The sequence below is a fragment of the Paenibacillus sp. NPDC056579 genome (assembly GCF_042793215.1).
Classification (GTDB): Bacteria; Bacillota; Bacilli; order Paenibacillales; family NBRC-103111; genus Paenibacillus_S.
The window spans coordinates 141,702-159,925 of record NZ_JBHTVD010000003.1; the positions used below are offsets into that span (position 1 = coordinate 141,702).

Consider the following 18,224-nt stretch of genomic DNA (forward strand, 5'->3'; position numbering starts at 1 on the left):
TAATCGGTGGAGAGACTTTGATTTTTTATGCTTGCAGCACTGGATCCGTACCTTCTACCGCTTCTTCCAGGCTGCCGGAAGGTCCGAAAAATTCGTAATGGATATGGTCAGCAGGGACGCCCCATTGTTTCAATGCACGGTTCATTGCTTTCATGAACGGAACAGGACCGCAGAAATAGAAGACGGCATCCGGACCCGGAGCAACCGATTGCAGCCAGTCCAAATCAATATAGCCTTCCTTATCATAGCCGCCTTCCATCCGGTCCGCCGCCGTAGGCGTCTGGTAGCATACATAAGCTTGAACCTGTTCATTACGTTCAGCCAAATCGGCTACATGCCTTTTCATTGCATGAGTCGAACCGTTCTGAGCCGCATGGATAAAAGTAACCGGCTGTTGAGGCTTCGTCTCAACCAGTGTATTAAGCATACTGACCATAGGCGTCAACCCGACCCCGCCGCTGATCAGGACTATCGGTAGAGAGCCTGCGTCTTTCAACGTGAAGCTTCCTGCCGGAGCAGTAAGCTCCAGAACATCTCCAGCAGAGATGCGGTCATGCAAGTAGGTCGACACGATCCCTTCCGGCTTCTGTGCGTCGGCAGCCTCGCGTTTCACGGTAATCCGGTAATACGGTCTTCCCGGGGCATCCGATAAGCTGTACTGGCGAATATGAACGTTGGCTTGCCCTGGAATCGATAGCCGAACACTCACATATTGTCCAGGTTCGAAACGAGCCAATGCTCCTTGGTCTTCAGGGACAAGATAAAAAGAAGTAATAACGTCGCTCTCTTCTTCCTTGCGCTCTACGACGAATCGTCGGAAGCCTTCCCAGCCCCCCGGCTGTTTCTCCGCCTGCTCATACATCTCCGCTTCCACTTGAATAAAGGCACCTGCAATAACGCCATACGCTTCTCCCCAAGCGTTCAGAATCTCCTCTGTAGCCGCATCTCCAAGAACTTCTTTAATCGCTTCCAGCAAAGTTTGCCCTACGATAGGATAGTGCTCCGGTTTAACGCCGAGGCTCCGGTGTTTTTGGCCGATTTGTTTAACTACGGGCAGGATGGTGGCCAAATTATCGATATGAAGCGCCGCTGCATATACCGCGTTGGCCAATGCCGTCTGCTGGCGTCCCTGCTTCTGATTGGCATGGTTAAACAGGTTCAGCAGCTCCGGATACCTTGTAAACAGCAGCTCATAAAACCGTTTCGTTATTGCAGTTCCGTGAACCTCCAAAACGGGTACCGTCGATTTAATGATTTGTATCGTTTGCTCCTTCAGCATAAGATCGCCCTCTTCTTTCTAGTTTCGTTTGCTCACAACTACAGTGTAAACAAGAGGGCTTATGGAGCTTGTGATTCTCGTCACATCGAATGAGACGGTTTTGTGACACGTTGCAGGGCGAGTTCAGCTTGTGCAGCCTGCCTCTCGCTCAATCACATAATGTATCGATTCGCCATCCCGCTGCAAGCCTGTTATCCTATAGCCCGCCTTTAACAGCGGAACTAGTGCTTCACGCAAGGCGAACCGCCATTCCTTCGCCAATTCTGGGTTTTCACGCAGCAGCAGCTGAATGGACGGAGGCACCGCAACACGATATCCCTGCTGTCCGGCTTCAAAAGAATGCTTCTCCGGAGCCCCTTGCGCCGTAATGCTTACTAGCTTGGACAAGCCCTCAGCATCAGGTACAGCCGGTTTCCTGCCATCCAACGCGCCGATAACCCGTGACGATTGCAAATCCCATTCCAGCACGAGCCGGTCCATCGGGATGCCGCGTCTGCTTTCACCATAGTAGGACTCTACATAGCTTGCGGCGGTGCCGCCCAGCTTGTACACATTCAAATAAGCGTTGCGAGATTCCAATGGATCGTAAGTCCACACGATTTTTTCATATCCGTTCCTAATCGCCCATTGTCGCTGCTCCAGCTTCAGCCGCATACCGATCCCTCGATCGCGGTATTCCGGGAGAATGCCGAGCATATGGGAGCACAAATAAGCTTTTCCCGCTGCCGCTGAATAGCCAGGAAAGCTATAGCTGAAGCCGACCGCCTGCTCCCGATGATACGCAACAAGCAAACATCCGCCGTTGCGGATAATCGCCATCATTTCGGGGAAAGCGGTAACGGCCTCATTTCCCCAGATCGTTTGCTGCAGCTGTCCCGCCTGCTTCATCATGGGCACGTCTATCGGCTCCGCTGTTTTGTATTCTATATCTGCCAGTAGCTTCGACATCATAATCTCCCCGCTCTCCGCTGATTTTCCCAGCTGCTGCGTACCGTGCAATGCCTTGCCCTGCCTTGCCGGATTATTAAACTATCCTCTATTTCCTATTCAGTTCAGCGGGCTGTATGCATCTGAAAGCATCTGAAACGGCTTACTTTAGCGAATGGGCTTCTCCAATGTATATAAATCGTCTTCCATTGCGGCAAAACGCTCGGTAACCAGCTGCCGGCTGTCGGCCACAGCTTGATTGTATATGAACGGTCCCGCCTGACTTATGAAAAAATCAAGCATCTGCTCCGCTGCCAACCGCCCAAGCTCTTCCGACCTTTCCTCGTAAAAATATTGCTGCACTCGCTCAATCAATTGCTCTTTATGCTCCTTCGGGAGTCTGATATTCATCATTTGCTCATCATCCTTTTATGGAAATCGTTTTAGCCTATCCTCTTTTACTATAGCCTTCCCGGGAGAAAAATACGTTCCCTGCATACACAGAGAACGTAATGATGGTTAAAATCCGTTTGTGATAGTGCCCGTCCCGCTATCCTTGACATTTTCCGCGTTGTCAAACCCGGTATTGCCGAAAACGCTGTTCGATTCACAGCGTGCCGAGCCGATGTTGATAGCCGCGCCGGTACATTGATACAAGCTATTGTTAGTAACCGCATTACGCTTGGTTGCGCCCTCGCCTACCGTATTCAGCAGGACGCCCGTTTGCGCGCGCCGGACTTCATTGCTTTTTACCGAATTCGCATCTCCATTAATGACTGTAATTCCGCTAGGGGAGGAGACAACGGTATTCCCGGTCATCGTATTGCCGTAAGGTCGGTCATCGCCGGCATTGTCACCCGCCTCCAGCTGGATGCCAGCCGATGAGGGACGGTTGATGACATTATTAACAATCGTATTATAGCTGCAGGAGTCTTTGAGCCGAATGCCGATGGTGCAGCTCGATTGCTGATCCAATAAACCGTTAGCCGTTACCATGTTGCCTTCTATCAAGTGATAGGAGCAGCTGTTCAGATTGGAAGACAGCAGGATCGCCGCATCCAGACATTGCTCCATGATATTCCCGCTTACCGTGCAATAGGTTGCGCCTGCCGTTAGATGAATACAGCTCTTAGGGATTGTTTTAAAATGATTTCCTTGAATCGTATGGTTCGATCCGCCTTCTACGACGATGCCGTAGCCCTCACTCGGTGTTTCCGATCCGAGCAGCTGGGTGAAGGTACAATCCAGCAAGGATACGTGCCTGGATCTTACAAGCCGAACCCCGTTGGTAATGTCATGAAACCTGCAACCGCGAATGGTCACATGAGTCGCTTCAACAATATGAATGCCCCGCTCAGCCACCTCTCCAGCCGCACCGCTAGGGCCGTACCCTTCGAAGGAAAGATTCTCAATCGAGAACGAACCTGCGCCAGCCCCTCCGTATATCATCAGCAAATTAGGCTCCCCGGCCCGAAGAACCGTCACACCGGCTCCGGCGCCAAGTATGCTGACTTTGGATCGAAGGTTTAACCAACGGTCAATCTTGTATCTTCCCGCAGGAAGAAACACGGTTCCCCCTTTATCTCCTGCTGCATCGATTGCAGCCTGGATGTAAGGCGAGTCATCATCGTTCGAACCGGTTCCCGTCGCACCGAAATCCTTCACGTTAAACCAGGGCTTATTGTCGGTAACCGGAATGGTCGTCTTGGCCGCTTCCGCCTGCTTCGGCAGTCCGGCACCCATCGCAAGCAAGGCGCCCGCCGCTCCTACGGATGCAATAAGCTGTCTGCGAGTCATCGGCTTGCCGGATTCCGTCTCTTTATTATCCTGAATCGTCACTTGAAGCTCCTCCCCCTATGTAAGTATTCTATGAAAATTATAGCTTTCATAGATTGCGCTGGCAACCTCTGCCTGTGCTGTCATCGCTAAACAGCATGTTCACCTATTGGAAATATCCTCGATACGCTCCGAACTTAAACTTTCCATAGAGATGAGAAAACCGTCTATCGACGTCCTTTCACAGAGGAGCGACCTTAAAGCTTTGCTTTAGCAAAACTCGCTACGTAAGCAAGGTTGTTTTTATCGCCAAATAGAATTTTTACATCCGATGACCTCGGAATCTTATAAATTCTATTGTGGTAAAAAAAAACAGACCCGAAGGTCTGCCGTGGTTTACATCGTTAGTTCCCGTCCAATTGTCAGCGGAACATGCCCCAAAGCTTGATGAGATGGAACGTGTTGTTCGGATCGATTTTTTGTGCGATGACAAAATTGACCATGTGCTCCGTCTGCATGTCCGTCAACCGTTCTCCCAGCACCTTACCCAACATGCCGACAAAACGTCTGACCTTCATCCTATCCTGCAAATCCGTCTTCGTCACACCGTGCAAAATCATTTTGATCCGCTCTTTTGTGTCCGGATTCTTCATCTTCAGCTTAACGCGTTCCACAAAGACAGGATCAAATCCATACTTTTGATAGCTCATGTCACGAACACCTCCGATCAAGGAAATGGTAGTCTAATGTGCCAACCTCCTTGTAAGTCTATGTCGGAGAGCTCGGACATGTGCCTTATATTCTATGCGATTGCACAATAATGGGTATCAATCCAGCATATCGTTGTCAAAAATGTTCTCGCGGCGCAAAAATTCATGAAGCGAGCCGTATTCGACCGCGGTCCAAAAGTCGGGGCGCCGTACGAGCGCCGCCGCATCGTCGCGTGCCTGCTCCATGACTTCAAAATCAGTAACCATATCCGCCAGCCGGAAATCGGGCAAGCCGCTCTGCTTCGTGCCGAAAAAGTCGCCTGGTCCTCGAAGCTCGAGGTCTCGTCTTGCTATTTCGAAACCGTCATTCGTGTCGGTCATCGCCTTCATCCTTTGCTTCCCGACCTCATTCTTCGGATCGGCGATCAGCACGCAGTACGACTGATGCTCGCCGCGTCCTACACGTCCGCGCAGCTGATGCAGCTGCGACAGACCGAATCGGTGCGCGTCATAGACCACCATCAGCGTCGAATTCGGTACATCCACTCCAACCTCGATAACCGTGGTCGATACAAGCACCTGGACGCGATTCTCGCTGAATTCGCGCATAATCTCATCCTTCTCTGCTGCAGGCATCCGTCCGTGCAACAGGCCGACGCGGAGCTCAGGGAACGCGAACTGGATCTGCGCGTGAACGTCAATTGCATTTTGCACGTCGAGCTTCTCCGACTCCTCGATCAGCGGGCATATGACATACGCTTGCCTGCCCGCTTCGACTTCCCGCCGGATAAACCCTAGCACACGATCCAGCATATCGTGCGTAACCGAATAGGTCTTGATCGGCTTCCGTCCCTTGGGCAGCTCGCGCAGCGTCGATACATCCATATCTCCGAAGGCGGTGATAGCAAGCGTCCTTGGAATCGGCGTTGCCGTCATCGTCAATACATCGGGATTCATTCCTTTGCGGCGTAAAACGCTTCTCTGGTTCACCCCGAACCGGTGCTGCTCGTCCGTCACCACAAGCCCTAGATTGCGGAAGAAGACGTCTTCCTGAATCAGCGCATGAGTCCCGACGACAACGTCGACCATGCCCATTTGCAGCGAAGCAAGAACGTCTCTGCGCTGGCGGGCGGTCGAGCTTCCGGTCAAGAGCGCAACAGTGATGCCGTAAGGCTCGAACAGCTTGTCCAAGGAACGTTTATGCTGCTCCGCAAGTATCTCCGTGGGGACCATCAGTGCCCCTTGGTAGCCCGCCTTCACTACGGCGAACAACGCGGCCGCGGCTACGACTGTTTTACCGGCGCCAACATCTCCCTGGAGCAAGCGGTTCATGCAATAAGGCTGCTGCAAATCGTGCAAAATTTCGGCCAGCACCGTTTTCTGCGATTCGGTCAATGTAAAAGGCAGGGCGCGGACAAAGGCGCGCACTTCGGGCAGAGGAACCGGATGTGCCACTCCGTCGGTCCGGTCGTGATTCAACGCTTTGTAGGCTTGCATTTTCAGCTGAAACAAGAACAGCTCCTCATACACCATGCGTTTGCGGGCCCGCAAGCCTTCCTCCATCGATCCCGGAAGGTGCAGCAGAGCCACCGCCTGCTTCCGCGCCATCAGATCATATTTGTCCAGCAGCTCCGGCGGCAGCACTTCAGGTATCATGCCTCCGTACTGCGTGATCGCCTGCTTCAACGTCTGACGCATCCACTTTTGCGTAATTGATCCCGTTATCGAGTAAACAGGCTGCAGCGTGCCGATCTGTGACGTCCCTTTCCCCGGAAATTCGGACTCCGATACGGTCAAGTGCAGCCTTTTTTGATCCCATTTCCCAGTTAAGACGATGTCGGATCCGGTTACCAATTGATCCTTCAAGAAATGGCGGTTGAACCAGACCGCGGTAATCATCAGCCTGTCCACCATGATTTTGCAAGTAAGCCGCGACTTCGTGCGGCCGTACATTTGCAGCTGAGGGACTCCGATAATGGAGCCCTGAACGGTTATTTTGTCCCCGTCTTTGACCTCGGTCAAATCCCTCAGCGTATAATCCTCGTAGCGGAAAGGATAATAGTCCAGCAATTCTCCCGCTGTGGCAACACCAAGGACAGCCAGCTCCTCGAGCTTCTTGCCCTTGACTCCGTACACTTCTTTAACTGGAACGCGGTATAAATCGATCATGGCTATGCCGGTCTGACAAACGCAGCTACGGCTCCGGGACCGGAGTGCGTCCCGATAACAGGACCAATGCTTGCATAACCGATGCTTGCAACATTAAAGCTTTGGAGAATCAGCGAGCTCAACTCCTCCGCATTAGCCATGTGATTCGCATGAGCAACCGTCACATGGATCGGCTTATCGCCGAAATCCGCTTTGAGCAGTTCTATAATGCGGGCCATCGCTTTTTTATGGCCTCTTACTTTGTCTATGGAGTACACTTCGCCCTCCTCGCTGATCGACAAAATAGGCTTAATGTTCAGTAAGGAACCGAGAAGAGCCGCCGCTCTGCCGATTCTGCCGCCTTTTTGTAAATATTCGAGCGTATCCACTAGAAAATACATTTTTTCATCCCGGCGGATCGCTTCGATCATCTCGAGGATTTCTTCCTTGCTCTTTCCTTGCTGCGCAGCCTCTGCAGCTGCAACCGCCATCATGCCGATGCCGTAAGAGGCTGTCTTCGAATCGATAACATGCAGATCGGCTTCGCCTTCTAGCATCGACTGAGCCAGCAGCGCCGATTGGTATGTGCCGCTCATTCTTGATGACAAATGAATCGAGATGATTGGGCCTCCGTACTCGTCTGCCAGACGCTTATACGTTTCCGTAAACTCCACCGGAGACGGCTGCGAGGTCGTCGGCAGCGAAGAAAACGATACTAGTTTTTCAAAAAATTGTTCCGGTCCCATATCGACCGAATCTTTAAAGGTTTCCGTTCCGAAATGAACCTTCAAAGGGACAAGCTCTATATTTAACGCTTCTCGCAATGCTGCCGGAATATCGGCCGTGCTGTCCGTGACAACTCGAACCTGACTCAATCGCTACACCTCCGTAAATGGTACCTCTGCCACCGTCTATTCCGCAGAAATAATGTAATAATATAGCGGCTGACCGCCCTCATGCACTTCCACTTCCACATCTGTGTAAGACGTCTCCAAGTATTGGACGAGCTCGCCGGTTCTCGCTTCGTCGGCTTCTTCCCCAGTGTACAGTGTCACAATCTCGGCACCTTCAGAGAGCAGGCTGTCAACAAGCTTCTTGCAGGAGGCAAGCAAGTCGGAATCCGAAGTCACAATTTTATTGTTGTGGATGCCGATATAATCCCCCTGCTTGATATCGACCTCATCGATCTGCGTGTCGCGGACTGCATACGTTACCAGTCCCGACTGTACCTGCTGTATCGCCTGCTGCATCAGGTCCGCATTCTCGTCGGAGGCTGCATTCTCCCGGAAGGCAAGCACGGCAGCAATGCCTTGGGGAATCGTCTTCGTCGGAATGACAACGACCTGCTTCTCTTCTACAAGCTCCACCGCCTGCTGCGCGGCCAAAATAATATTGGAATTGTTCGGAAGCACGAACACCGTCTGGGCATCCACTTCATGAATGGCTTTGACGATATCCTCGGTGCTTGGATTCATCGTCTGTCCGCCCTGGAGCACCCGGTTCACACCCAAGCTCGACATAATATTCGAAATGCCTTGGCCTGCCGAAACAGACACAAAGCCGTACCGTTTCCAATGGCTTTGAGCGTCTGCGCTTCCCGCATTCGCCTCGGGCTTGCCTACGGCATCCGCTGGGGAAGGATGATCATCGCCGTGGAGTATATGCGTATGCTGATCCCGCATATTTTCGATCTTGATCCGGCTCAGATCGCCGTATTTCATGGCCAAATTCATTACGCTGCCGGGATATTCGGCATGGATATGCACTTTGACAAGGTCATCATCCGCCACTACAAGCAGAGAATCGCCGAAGTCGGACAGCTGACGGCGGAATACATTCTCGTCAAAAGCGGCACCTGCCAGCTTTTGCTCATTAAGTCTCACCATGAACTCCGTGCAATAGCCGAACTCGATATCCTCCGTCGCAAGATGCGCCTGCGGCTTCATCGAAGCCTCATGTACGGCATGTTTGAAGGCATCGGACGTTACGGGGTGTATCGAATCATCAGCGACACGAGCCCGCTCAGCGGCATCCGAGTCATTAATCGGAGTACCGGAGGATAGCTGCTGCAATGCCTGTACAAAACCTTCGTATATATACATCAAGCCCTGCCCGCCCGCATCGACTACGCCGACCTGCTTAAGCACCGGCAGCATATCCGGCGTGCGGGAAAGCGCCTCATTTCCCTTTTTCCATACGTCTTTCATTAATTCGGTCAAGTCCGCAGTCCGTTTTGCTTGCTGAACTGCATGCTTGGCCGCTTCACGGGACACGGTCAGAATCGTTCCCTCTACCGGCTTGACCACCGCTTTGTAAGCCATGTCTACGCCGTTCTGCAGTGCCGCGGCAAACCCTTCCGCATCAATCGTCTCCGATTCGAAAACCGATTTCGAAAATCCGCGGAACAATTGCGACAAAATGACGCCCGAATTCCCTCGAGCTCCCATCAGCAAGCCTTTGGCCAACGCATCTGCCGCCTTGCCGATATGTCCAGAAGGACGCCGGCGAAGCTCTTCTACACCGGAAGTCAAAGTCAGGTTCATGTTGGTCCCCGTATCCCCGTCGGGAACAGGAAACACGTTGAGCGCATTGACTTTGTCCACATTATCTCTTAGCTGCTGCGCTCCCTTTTCCACCATGCGGATAAAGTCATTCCCGTTAATTACGTTTAAGCGCTTACTCAAAAAAACCATTCCCCTTCCTGCCAAGGAGAAGACACGGCATTATTTATAGATGCTATGCCGCGTCTCATCTTAGCGTTACTGAGCTACTCGCACGCCCTGAACATAAATGTTCACCGACTCGATTTGCAGCCCCACAACTTCATTTAGCACGTATTTCACCTTCGTTTGCACATTGTGGGCTACAACGGATATTTTGGTACCATAGCTGACAATGATATACAAATCGATTGAAAGCGCTCCTTGTGTATCCCTGCGTACTTCAACACCACGGCTTAAGTTGTCGCGGCGAAGCAGCTCTGCAATGCCATCCTTCAGCTGATTACGAGATGCCATTCCTACAAGTCCATAACAATCCAAAGCAGCTGATCCCGCCAACACCGATATGACTTCATCGGTTATATAAACTTTGCCATATTCCGTAGCCAATTCGATAGCCATAATCACAGCTCCCTTGATATAGATTAAAATGGACTATAAATCATTTTACTATATCAAGCAAAAGAAATAAATAAAATTTGGTGAAAACTGCATAAAAACCTCTTTGTAACATTGACGTCTTTTGATGCCGTATGATATGATATTTGAGTGTGTTTTCTGATAGGCTTTACTATTCGGAGATATCGTAAGGAAGACAAGTAGTCATCGAGGCTGTTAAGGAGGTGTAGTACAATGTCCCGCAAATGTTTCATTACTGGCAAAGGACCAGGCACAGGCAATCACGTGTCCCACGCCAACAACAAATCGAAACGCACTTGGGGTGTCAACGTTCAGAAAGTTCGCATTCTGGTGGACGGTAAGCCAAAACGCGTTTATGTAAGCACGAAAGCTTTGAAATCCGGAAAAGTTACTCGTGTCTAATCCGCAACAACAGATAGACAAAAAGCACCTGGCCGCAGGTGCTTTTTTTAGTGTGTCAACAGCGCTTAAGCTGTAGCTTCTTCTCGGCCGTACTAAGTATAATTTTTCGGATACGATCAGTTTTTACTGAATGTATTAAGTACGGCCTTAACGAATCCGCCTATGAATTTAGGTAACTTGATTGTATAAAACTTCATTTCTACCCCTCCTCCAGTTTTCACGTCAGCCCTGTCCGAAGCCCACCCGACGGCTCTTCCGTCTCCCTCGCTCCGCGGAACAACCAAGTCAAAACCATGATACTCCAGTATATTCGGCTACCTTCCAAAACGTGCCTATCCATTGCATCCGTGCCCAAAAAACAAAAACATGGCTACAAAAGCCCTAAACTTTTGTAACCATGTTATGCGGATATGAAACGGAATATGACTGGAAGGCGAGCCTTCATCTGAAGAAGCTATTAAGCGGCAGCTGGAGTAAGCTGGCCTGTCTTGATCGCTACGTACAACGCGTAAATAACGGAAAAGATAAAGTACAGAACAATCGTTGAAACGACGAACCAGATTCTCATCCCGCGGCCTTCATGCCTTTTGAAAAATTGAATACCGGTAAATAAAGCCCCAAGCGAAAAAATATATTTCAGCAAGTCGTTAATGTGTGAAAACAACGTCAGCAATAGTGCACACAATATGCTGTAACCTAAAATAATGAAAAATCTCACCCGTTGCTACACCCCGTTTCGAATATGCCTTATCGCTTCTGCACGGTCGCTGCGGTTGAATACCGCACTGCCGGCAACGAGCACATTGGCTCCGGCGGATATAACCTGTCGAGCCGTCTCGGCGTTAATGCCTCCGTCCACCTCGATATCGACCTTCGTCAATCCCCGCTCATCGAGCATTTGACGAAGCTTGGCAATTTTGGGCAGCATGGCGGGAATAAATTGCTGGCCGCCAAAGCCCGGGTTAACCGTCATGATAAGCACAAGATCTAGAGATTCATCCAGCACGTGCTCAATGGAGGATAGCGGAGTCGCCGGATTCAGCACAACTCCCGCCTTCACCTTCTGTTCCTTAATGAAATGGAGCGTTCTATGTAAATGACGGCAAGCTTCGACGTGGACGGAGATCAAATCCGCCCCCGCCTTCGCAAAAGCCGGAATATACGCATCCGGGTTTTCAATCATTAAATGGACGTCCAGCGGCAGCGCCGTGTGAGGACGGATCGCTTCGACTACCAATGGTCCGATCGTGATGTTGGGTACGAAATGCCCATCCATCACATCCACATGAATCCAGTCGGCTCCGCCCCGCTCCACATCGGCAATTTCTGCCCCTAGCTTGGAAAAGTCGGCGGACAGTATGGACGGTGCAATGTTCAGCATCTCAGTATCTCCTTTTTCTCTCTTTGATTTCACCCAGAAACTGCAAGTAGTTGTCATAGCGGGACGCCGCAATAGCTCCTTGCTCCTTCGCTTCGATCACTTTGCAGTCCGGCTCGTGCTGGTGCAGGCAGCCTCTGAACTTGCAATCGGCCGCGTAGGGCTGAAACTCCTTGAAGCAGGAGCTGAGCTCCTCCGCCGCCTCGATTTGCAGAAAATCCAATTGGCTGAAGCCCGGTGTGTCAGCGACGAGTCCGCCGTTGGTTAGCCTGATCAGCTCCACATGGCGTGTCGTATGCTTACCGCGCCCCAGCTTCATGCTGATTTGATTCGTCTCCAGCTGAAGCCCCGGAACCATCGCGTTCAATAGCGAGGACTTGCCTACGCCGGATTGGCCCGCAAACACACTGATGCGTCCGGCCAGCTGCTCCAGAACGGCATCAACCCCGATTCCGCACTTGGCGCTGGTTGCGATAACCTGATATCCGATCGACTCGTAAAGCTGCATGATATGTTCCATGCCGGCAGGCAGCATCTCCCCTTTGGACTTAGGCGCTTCCCCGTCTTCTTCGGATATCAAATCCTGCTTCGTCAGACAGATGATCGTATTCAGCCCAGCGCTCTCCGTGTGCACCAGAAACTTGTCCAGCAGCTGCAGATTGAGCGCAGGCTCCTGCACGGCAAATACGAGCACAACCAGCTCTACATTGGCTACCGGCGGTCGGACAAGCTCCGACGTACGCGGCATAATCTCGTCCACCGTTCCTTCTCCATTCTCCGTCAGCTCGTACAGCACTCTGTCGCCGACCAATGGGGAGACGCCGCGTTTTTTAAATATCCCGCGGGCTCTGCATTGAATGGAGGACATAACCTCATTGTCATCCGACAGCACGTAATAATATCCGCTTAAAGCCTTAACGATTAAACCGGCTGGCATTTACCCTCTGCCTCCTGTGTTGGTTGAATTACTTGCAGGGTTGTTGGCCGGAGTCACCGACCCCGGATTCCCGTTGCCGCCCGGTGTGCTTCCGCCTGATCCGCCTGTAGTTTTACCGGGCTGGTTCGTCCCTGAACCCGGCGTTGGAGTCGGTGTAGGCGTTGGCGTTGGGGTCGTACTGCCCGGTATCGCCGCGCCTCCCTGGCTCTGCGGAACGGGATTGAACGGTTTGCCATTCTTTTGCGCCAGGAAATCCTGGTACGTCACCGTAATCATATCGGACACCACATTGTCCTGCATGACCCGGATAACGGCGTTTTTATCCGGCGCAACGACCAGCTTCACATCGGCCGTAGTCGCTTTGGTAATGTTGGTAAGCGTCTTGTACTCGAAATTATCGTAAGTGGCGTCACTCAGTATAATTTTAATCGTTGTCGCTTTGCCCTCGCTCACAGGCTTGACCGGAACCGACACCGTCATAGGACCGGCTTCCTCAGGATATCCGGAGCTGATGATCAGTTTGATTTCCGAGCCGGTCGGCACTTCTTCCTTGAACTTGTACGGAAACTGTGTGATGACCTTGCCCTTCGGCTGCTTATAGCTGGTTTCATAGCTGATGCCGTCTTGCGCCAGCTTCAAATTGCTTACGGTAATGCGGGATTTGGCCTCCGCTTCGGTCAAGCCGACCAGATCCGGCATATTGATTGTTTCCCTGCCCTTGCTGACCGTCAACAGCACGGTCGTATTGGCCGGATCCACCTCTTCATTCATCGGCGGCGTTTGCTGAATAACCGTTCCCGGTTCGGCATCCACGAACTTTTGCTCCGTATTTATTTTATCTTCCTTGATCCCGAGATTGATCAAAGTGGTTTTTGCATCGGCAAGCTTGCCTCCTACGACATTAGGCATTTTTGGTTTGTCAATGCCTTTGCTTACATACAGGGTTACCTTGTTATTGATCTTCAGCTTTTGCTTGGAAGGGTTTTGCCGGATGACGACATCCTTCGGCACTTCCTTCGAGGTTTCCATAATAATTTCAGCACCCAGCTGAACTTCCGCCAGCTTCGCTTGCGCTTCAGCCACCGGAAGGTTAACGACGGTAGGAACCTCCACCTCTTGAATGGCGAACATCTTCTTCACTTCGCCGACCGCATACCACATGGCTCCAAGCAATAGCAGCAGCACTACGATCCAGATCACGGGCTTGACCCACCGATTTTTCTTTTTTACGGCGGCAGCTTCTGCCTCCCCCAGTTTCGGCTTAGGACTATCTTCTTCCTCATCGTCGTCGTTAGCCAAGTACTGGTTCGGACGAATAGCCGGAATGATCCGCGTTTTCTCCTCGTCAAGCTCGTCCTCATCCAAAAAGTTCACCTTGGCTTCGTTACGCCTATGAGGCAGCAGGCAGCTGTCCAGATCCTCCAGCATTTGCTTCGCCGATTTGTATCGTTCCGACGGATTTTTACGCATAGCCTTCAGAATGATATTTTCCACGCTTTGCGGAATGAGAGGATTCACCTTGCGCGGGTCCTCAACTTCTTCCTGCAAATGCTTCAGCGCCACGCTGATCGGACTTTCCCCAAGAAACGGAAGCCGTCCCGTAAGCATCTGATACATGACAATTCCGAGCGAATATAGGTCGGACTGCTCCCCAGTAAACGTACCTTTCGCATGCTCAGGAGAAAAATAATGAACAGATCCGACGACAGAACCGGTTTGTGTAATAGTGGATGAGGTAACGGCGCGCGCAATACCGAAGTCGGTCACTTTCACTCTGCCGTTTTTGCCGATCAAAATGTTATGAGGCTTAATATCGCGGTGAATGATTTGATTATGGTGCGCATGATCAAGCGCGTCGCAGATTTGACTGGCGATATGAACCGCTTCCTCCACCTGCAGCGGCGCTTTTTCCTTGATCAGCTCGTTCAACGTCGTGCCTTCAATGTATTCCATTACGATGTAATGAATGTCTTCCTCTTGGCCTACATCGTAAATACTGACTACATTGGAGTGGGATAATGATGCCGCCGCCTGCGCTTCTCTGCGAAAGCGTTGAATGAACTCCTCGTCATGCACGTACTGCTGCCGCAGCACTTTTACGGCGACGTTTCGATTTAATAAAATATCAAGTCCTTTATATACAATGGCCATACCGCCGCCGCCGACACGCTCGAGAATTTCATAACGGCTTCCCAGCTGCTTACCTATCATTGATCATCACCCCGTCTCACCGTCAAAATGAACTGCTTCCCCAGCCTCAGGATCGGCAGCGTTGCTGACCAACACTACGGTAATGTTGTCGTCTCCACCCGCTTCCAACGCTTCGTTAACCAGCTGCTTGGCTTTGTCGTCCAACGCCTCGGCACCGTTCACAAGCGTCAGCAGCTGCTCTGTACTGACCAAGGAGCTGAGCCCGTCGCTGCATATCAACAGCAGCTCCCCATTGGTCCATGGCAAGTCCTGAATATCGACTTCAATCGTCGGCTCCGTTCCTAGTGCCCGCGTCAGCACGTTGCGCCGCGGATGATGGGTCGCTTCTTCCTTTGTAATTTGACCATTCTTGACCAATTCATTGACCAGCGAGTGATCTTCCGTGAGCTGCTCTATCTGGCCGTTCTTGAATTTATACGCGCGGCTGTCGCCGATGTGGCCGATGACCACGGTATGCTCGTCAGCAAGTACCGTAACCACCGTTGTACCCATACCATAATAATTTTCGCGCTGGGATGCGAAATTGAATATGTTCTCGTTAGCCAGCTCGATAGCTTCCTTCACCCGTTTTTTGCGTTCTTCGACGCTCGCTCCGGGCGGCATGTTCTGCAGCTTGTTCTGAATCAAATCGACAGCCATTTGGCTTGCGACGTCACCTGCTTGATGACCGCCCATTCCATCCGCTACGATAGCCAGAACAAAGCCGTTTAAGTTCTCTTGAACAACCGACCTGTCTTCATTGACCATACGGACGCGTCCGACATCCGTTTGATTGGCCGTTTTCACCATGATTCTCCTCACCTCGCACTCGACTCCATATGCTTAGCACGCAGCTGTCCGCAGGCGGCTGCTATATCGCTGCCCTGCTCTCTGCGTATTGTGGCGTTAATTTTGTTGCGTTCCAGGATGCGCTGAAACGTAAAAATATCGTCCCGAGGCGTACGTACATAATCGCGCTCCGATACAAAATTAACGGGAATCAAGTTGACATGCGCCATCGGAAAGGTTTTCAACACTTCGGCAAGCTCCTCCGCATGCTCCGGCTGGTCGTTCACGCCGCCCATCAGCGCATACTCGAACGTGATGCGGCGTCCCGTTTTGGCAACGTAATATTTACATGCTTCAATAAGATCCGCAAACGGGAATCTGCGATTGACCGGCATCAGCTTCGAACGCAGCTTGTCGTTCGGAGCATGGATCGAGATGGCCAGATTGATCTGCGTATTTTCATCGGCAAACTTGTAAATATTCGGCACAATGCCGCTTGTAGACACGGTTATGTGACGCTGTCCGATATTCAAGCCTTTCGGGTGGATCATGACGTTCAAAAATTTCATCATGGCGTCGTAGTTTTCGAACGGCTCCCCGATCCCCATGATGACGATACTGCTGACACGCTCACCTGTCGCATCGAGCAGCTGCTGGGATTTTACGATCTGGGCGATAATTTCCCCCGCAGAGAGATTTCGCTTCAAGCCAGTCAAGGTAGAAGCACAGAACGTACAGCCGATCCGGCAGCCGACCTGCGTAGTAACGCATACGCTGTTGCCGTAGCTGTGCTTCATGATGACCGTCTCGATAGCGTTTTTATCCGACAGCTCGAACAGAAACTTGACCGTTCCGTCCTTCGATTCGTACTTGGCCACTTCCGTCAAAGTGACAAAATCGAACTGGGCGCTCAGCTTCTCACGAAGCGTTTTGGACAAATTCGTCATCTCTTCGAAGCTTGAAACTCTTTTCACATAGAGCCAATCAAAAATTTGCCCGGCGCGAAATGCGGACTCCCCGTTAGACTTGACCCACTCCTGCCACTCTTCAAGCGACAAGTCGTAAACATAAGGTTTTTTATTTATCGGTTCTTTGGTATTCACTGTTTCCATTGTTTATCACAACCTGTTTGTCTATTAATCAAAGCATACGTTACATTTTATCATAGTTCCCCTGAGAACGCTCGCTTTCTCAGCTTGGCGATGAAAAAACCGTCCGACTGATGCTCGTACGGATAAATTTGAATCGGTTCCTGCTCATCCGCCCACTCGAATTCGGGATGATCGCGTAGAAACGCCTGCACCATACCCTCATTTTCATTATGCTCAATCGTACAGGTGCTGTAAACCAGAATCCCGCCGGGACGAAGCAATTTATGCACCTCGTTCAGCAGCTCGCGCTGAATGACGCAAATGTCGTCAAGCTCCTGCTCCAGCTTGCTCCATTTCATATCCGGCTTTCTCCGGATGACTCCAAGTCCAGAGCAAGGGGCATCGAGAAGGATGCGGTCGAAGCTTTCTTCCTCAAAGCGCTCGGTCAATGTGCGAGCATCAGCCGTCAATGTCTTGACGGACTTCAACCCCAACCGGTTCGCCTGCTCCTGAATCAGCTTCGCTTTATGTTCATGAACGTCGCACGCCCACACTTGGCCGTTGTCCTTCATCTTCTCCGCCATATGCATCGTCTTGCCTCCGGGAGCGGCGCAGCAATCGAGCACCTTCTCGCCAGGCTGAGGGTCAACGGCTTCCGCCACAAGCATTGAGCTTTCGTCCTGGATGGAGAACAGCCCTTCCGCAAACCAGGGCGTCAGTGCCATGTTGCCGGCCCCTTTGACGATAACCCCTGCCGGGGCAAGGTCGGAAGGCTCCGCCTGAAGGTCCGCTTGCTGAAGCAGCTCAACCAGCTCATTGCGGCCGAGCTTCATCGTGTTCGCACGGATGCTGACCCGCGGAGGCATGTTGTTGGCTTCGCATATTTGCTCGGTCATGGCTTCTCCCAGTTGGCGCAGCCAACGGCTCACGAGCCATTGCGGATGCGAGTGAACGAGAGAAATGCGCTCCGCAGCCGGCAGATTGTCCGGAATCTGCAAGGTATCCTTCTGGCGGATCACGTTGCGCAGCACTCCGTTCACCATGCCGGAAATACCTTGATGGCCTTTCTTTTTGGCAAGGTTGACGGCCTCGTTGACGATGGCGTGATCGGGGATGCGATCCAAATAGTACATTTGATAGAAGCTGAGCCGCAGCAGACTGCGGACCCACGGCTGAAGCTTCGCCATCCCTTTGGCGACGAATTTCTCCAGGAAATAGTCGATCGTATTCAGTCTCTGGATCGTCCCGTACACAATCTCCGTCGCCAAGGCGGCATCCGACTTATCCAGCCGGTATTTTTGAATCGTCTGATGGAGCAGCAGGTTGCTATAAGAGCGGTCCTGTTCCGTACGGACCAGTACATCCAGCGCAGCTTCCCTCGCCGTTCCCGGGCGGTCGGCACGGCTGCCGTTGGATGGGCCTGCCCCATTGCCCCGTTTCTTGTTACTGTTATTCAC

Annotated in this window: 18 protein-coding genes; 1 reads left to right on the forward strand and 17 read right to left on the reverse strand. The window is 51.6% G+C overall.

Translation table 11 applies throughout. The annotated features are described in order from the left end of the window. Window positions 1-25 precede the first annotated feature (25 nt). From hmpA to ACFQ88_RS13230, 9 genes are all read right to left on the reverse strand, one after another. Window positions 26-1,279: an NO-inducible flavohemoprotein gene (gene hmpA / locus ACFQ88_RS13190; RefSeq protein ID WP_379454434.1), complete on the reverse strand. Its 1,254-nt coding sequence runs from the start codon at window positions 1,277-1,279 to the stop codon at window positions 26-28. Window positions 1,280-1,402: 123 nt separating this feature from the next. Then, entirely contained in the window at window positions 1,403-2,230 is an 828-nt protein-coding gene (locus ACFQ88_RS13195; RefSeq protein WP_379454435.1) for a GNAT family N-acetyltransferase, read from the reverse strand. Between the two features lie 144 nt (window positions 2,231-2,374). Continuing rightward, entirely contained in the window at window positions 2,375-2,620 is a 246-nt protein-coding gene (locus tag ACFQ88_RS13200) for a DUF2164 domain-containing protein (protein ID WP_239626554.1), read from the reverse strand. Between the two features lie 105 nt (window positions 2,621-2,725). Next, complete coding sequence (locus ACFQ88_RS13205) at window positions 2,726-4,045, reverse strand: right-handed parallel beta-helix repeat-containing protein (RefSeq protein WP_379454436.1); 1,320 nt, start codon at window positions 4,043-4,045, stop codon at window positions 2,726-2,728. A 359-nt stretch (window positions 4,046-4,404) separates the two neighbouring features. Beyond that, entirely contained in the window at window positions 4,405-4,692 is a 288-nt protein-coding gene (locus ACFQ88_RS13210) for a stage VI sporulation protein F (protein WP_239626558.1), read from the reverse strand. A 117-nt stretch (window positions 4,693-4,809) separates the two neighbouring features. Continuing rightward, complete coding sequence (gene recG, locus ACFQ88_RS13215; RefSeq protein WP_239626560.1) at window positions 4,810-6,861, reverse strand: ATP-dependent DNA helicase RecG; 2,052 nt, start codon at window positions 6,859-6,861, stop codon at window positions 4,810-4,812. Between the two features lie 2 nt (window positions 6,862-6,863). Then, window positions 6,864-7,715, reverse strand: coding sequence for a DegV family protein (locus tag ACFQ88_RS13220; protein WP_239626562.1), 852 nt, complete (start codon window positions 7,713-7,715; stop codon window positions 6,864-6,866). A 36-nt stretch (window positions 7,716-7,751) separates the two neighbouring features. Then, window positions 7,752-9,533, reverse strand: a complete 1,782-nt coding sequence (locus ACFQ88_RS13225) for a DAK2 domain-containing protein (RefSeq protein ID WP_379454437.1) — start codon at window positions 9,531-9,533, stop codon at window positions 7,752-7,754. 66 nt (window positions 9,534-9,599) lie between these two features. Continuing rightward, on the reverse strand, window positions 9,600-9,962 hold the full coding sequence (locus ACFQ88_RS13230) for an Asp23/Gls24 family envelope stress response protein (protein ID WP_239626567.1): 363 nt from the start codon (window positions 9,960-9,962) through the stop codon (window positions 9,600-9,602). A 231-nt stretch (window positions 9,963-10,193) separates the two neighbouring features. Here ACFQ88_RS13230 and rpmB point away from each other — a divergent pair, with 231 nt between their 5' ends. Next, on the forward strand, window positions 10,194-10,382 hold the full coding sequence (rpmB, locus tag ACFQ88_RS13235; RefSeq protein WP_028550362.1) for a 50S ribosomal protein L28: 189 nt from the start codon (window positions 10,194-10,196) through the stop codon (window positions 10,380-10,382). A gap of 116 nt (window positions 10,383-10,498) precedes the next feature. Here rpmB and spoVM read toward each other — a convergent pair whose 3' ends face one another. The 8 genes from spoVM to rsmB all read right to left on the reverse strand — a co-directional run bounded on the left by spoVM (window position 10,499) and on the right by rsmB (window position 18,224). Further along, window positions 10,499-10,579, reverse strand: a complete 81-nt coding sequence (gene spoVM, locus ACFQ88_RS13240) for a stage V sporulation protein SpoVM (RefSeq protein WP_239635475.1) — start codon at window positions 10,577-10,579, stop codon at window positions 10,499-10,501. A 260-nt stretch (window positions 10,580-10,839) separates the two neighbouring features. Continuing rightward, window positions 10,840-11,100 carry a hypothetical protein gene (locus ACFQ88_RS13245; protein WP_379454438.1) on the reverse strand — a complete coding sequence of 87 codons (261 nt, stop codon included), beginning with the start codon at window positions 11,098-11,100 and terminating at the stop codon, window positions 10,840-10,842. A gap of 6 nt (window positions 11,101-11,106) precedes the next feature. Then, window positions 11,107-11,763 carry a ribulose-phosphate 3-epimerase gene (gene rpe, locus ACFQ88_RS13250; RefSeq protein ID WP_379454439.1) on the reverse strand — a complete coding sequence of 219 codons (657 nt, stop codon included), beginning with the start codon at window positions 11,761-11,763 and terminating at the stop codon, window positions 11,107-11,109. 1 nt (window position 11,764) lies between these two features. After that, the gene (gene rsgA / locus ACFQ88_RS13255; RefSeq protein ID WP_239626571.1) at window positions 11,765-12,697 is read right to left on the reverse strand and encodes a ribosome small subunit-dependent GTPase A; all 933 of its coding nucleotides are present in this window, start codon (window positions 12,695-12,697) and stop codon (window positions 11,765-11,767) included. Continuing rightward, window positions 12,698-14,908: a Stk1 family PASTA domain-containing Ser/Thr kinase gene (pknB, locus tag ACFQ88_RS13260; protein ID WP_239626574.1), complete on the reverse strand. Its 2,211-nt coding sequence runs from the start codon at window positions 14,906-14,908 to the stop codon at window positions 12,698-12,700. 6 nt (window positions 14,909-14,914) lie between these two features. Further along, complete coding sequence (locus ACFQ88_RS13265) at window positions 14,915-15,697, reverse strand: Stp1/IreP family PP2C-type Ser/Thr phosphatase (protein ID WP_239626576.1); 783 nt, start codon at window positions 15,695-15,697, stop codon at window positions 14,915-14,917. Window positions 15,698-15,705: 8 nt separating this feature from the next. Beyond that, on the reverse strand, window positions 15,706-16,788 hold the full coding sequence (gene rlmN, locus ACFQ88_RS13270; protein WP_239626577.1) for a dual-specificity RNA methyltransferase RlmN: 1,083 nt from the start codon (window positions 16,786-16,788) through the stop codon (window positions 15,706-15,708). Window positions 16,789-16,838: 50 nt separating this feature from the next. Continuing rightward, a complete protein-coding gene (rsmB, locus tag ACFQ88_RS13275) occupies window positions 16,839-18,224 on the reverse strand; it encodes a 16S rRNA (cytosine(967)-C(5))-methyltransferase RsmB (protein WP_379454440.1) in 1,386 nt (461 codons plus the stop codon).

What these genes read in the sequence shown, in the direction of transcription:
- ACFQ88_RS13195 (WP_379454435.1), bottom strand. Translation starts at nt 2,230, where the DNA reads ATGATGTCGAAGCTACTGGCAGATATAGAATACAAAACAGCGGAGCCG.
- hmpA (WP_379454434.1), bottom strand. Translation starts at nt 1,279, where the DNA reads ATGCTGAAGGAGCAAACGATACAAATCATTAAATCGACGGTACCCGTT.
- rpe (WP_379454439.1), bottom strand. Translation starts at nt 11,763, where the DNA reads ATGCTGAACATTGCACCGTCCATACTGTCCGCCGACTTTTCCAAGCTA.
- recG (WP_239626560.1), bottom strand. Translation starts at nt 6,861, where the DNA reads ATGATCGATTTATACCGCGTTCCAGTTAAAGAAGTGTACGGAGTCAAG.
- ACFQ88_RS13230 (WP_239626567.1), bottom strand. Translation starts at nt 9,962, where the DNA reads ATGGCTATCGAATTGGCTACGGAATATGGCAAAGTTTATATAACCGAT.
- rlmN (WP_239626577.1), bottom strand. Translation starts at nt 16,788, where the DNA reads ATGGAAACAGTGAATACCAAAGAACCGATAAATAAAAAACCTTATGTT.
- ACFQ88_RS13265 (WP_239626576.1), bottom strand. Translation starts at nt 15,697, where the DNA reads ATGGTGAAAACGGCCAATCAAACGGATGTCGGACGCGTCCGTATGGTC.
- ACFQ88_RS13200 (WP_239626554.1), bottom strand. Translation starts at nt 2,620, where the DNA reads ATGATGAATATCAGACTCCCGAAGGAGCATAAAGAGCAATTGATTGAG.
- rsgA (WP_239626571.1), bottom strand. Translation starts at nt 12,697, where the DNA reads ATGCCAGCCGGTTTAATCGTTAAGGCTTTAAGCGGATATTATTACGTG.
- pknB (WP_239626574.1), bottom strand. Translation starts at nt 14,908, where the DNA reads ATGATAGGTAAGCAGCTGGGAAGCCGTTATGAAATTCTCGAGCGTGTC.
- rpmB (WP_028550362.1), top strand. Translation starts at nt 10,194, where the DNA reads ATGTCCCGCAAATGTTTCATTACTGGCAAAGGACCAGGCACAGGCAAT.
- ACFQ88_RS13210 (WP_239626558.1), bottom strand. Translation starts at nt 4,692, where the DNA reads ATGAGCTATCAAAAGTATGGATTTGATCCTGTCTTTGTGGAACGCGTT.
- spoVM (WP_239635475.1), bottom strand. Translation starts at nt 10,579, where the DNA reads ATGAAGTTTTATACAATCAAGTTACCTAAATTCATAGGCGGATTCGTT.
- ACFQ88_RS13225 (WP_379454437.1), bottom strand. Translation starts at nt 9,533, where the DNA reads ATGGTTTTTTTGAGTAAGCGCTTAAACGTAATTAACGGGAATGACTTT.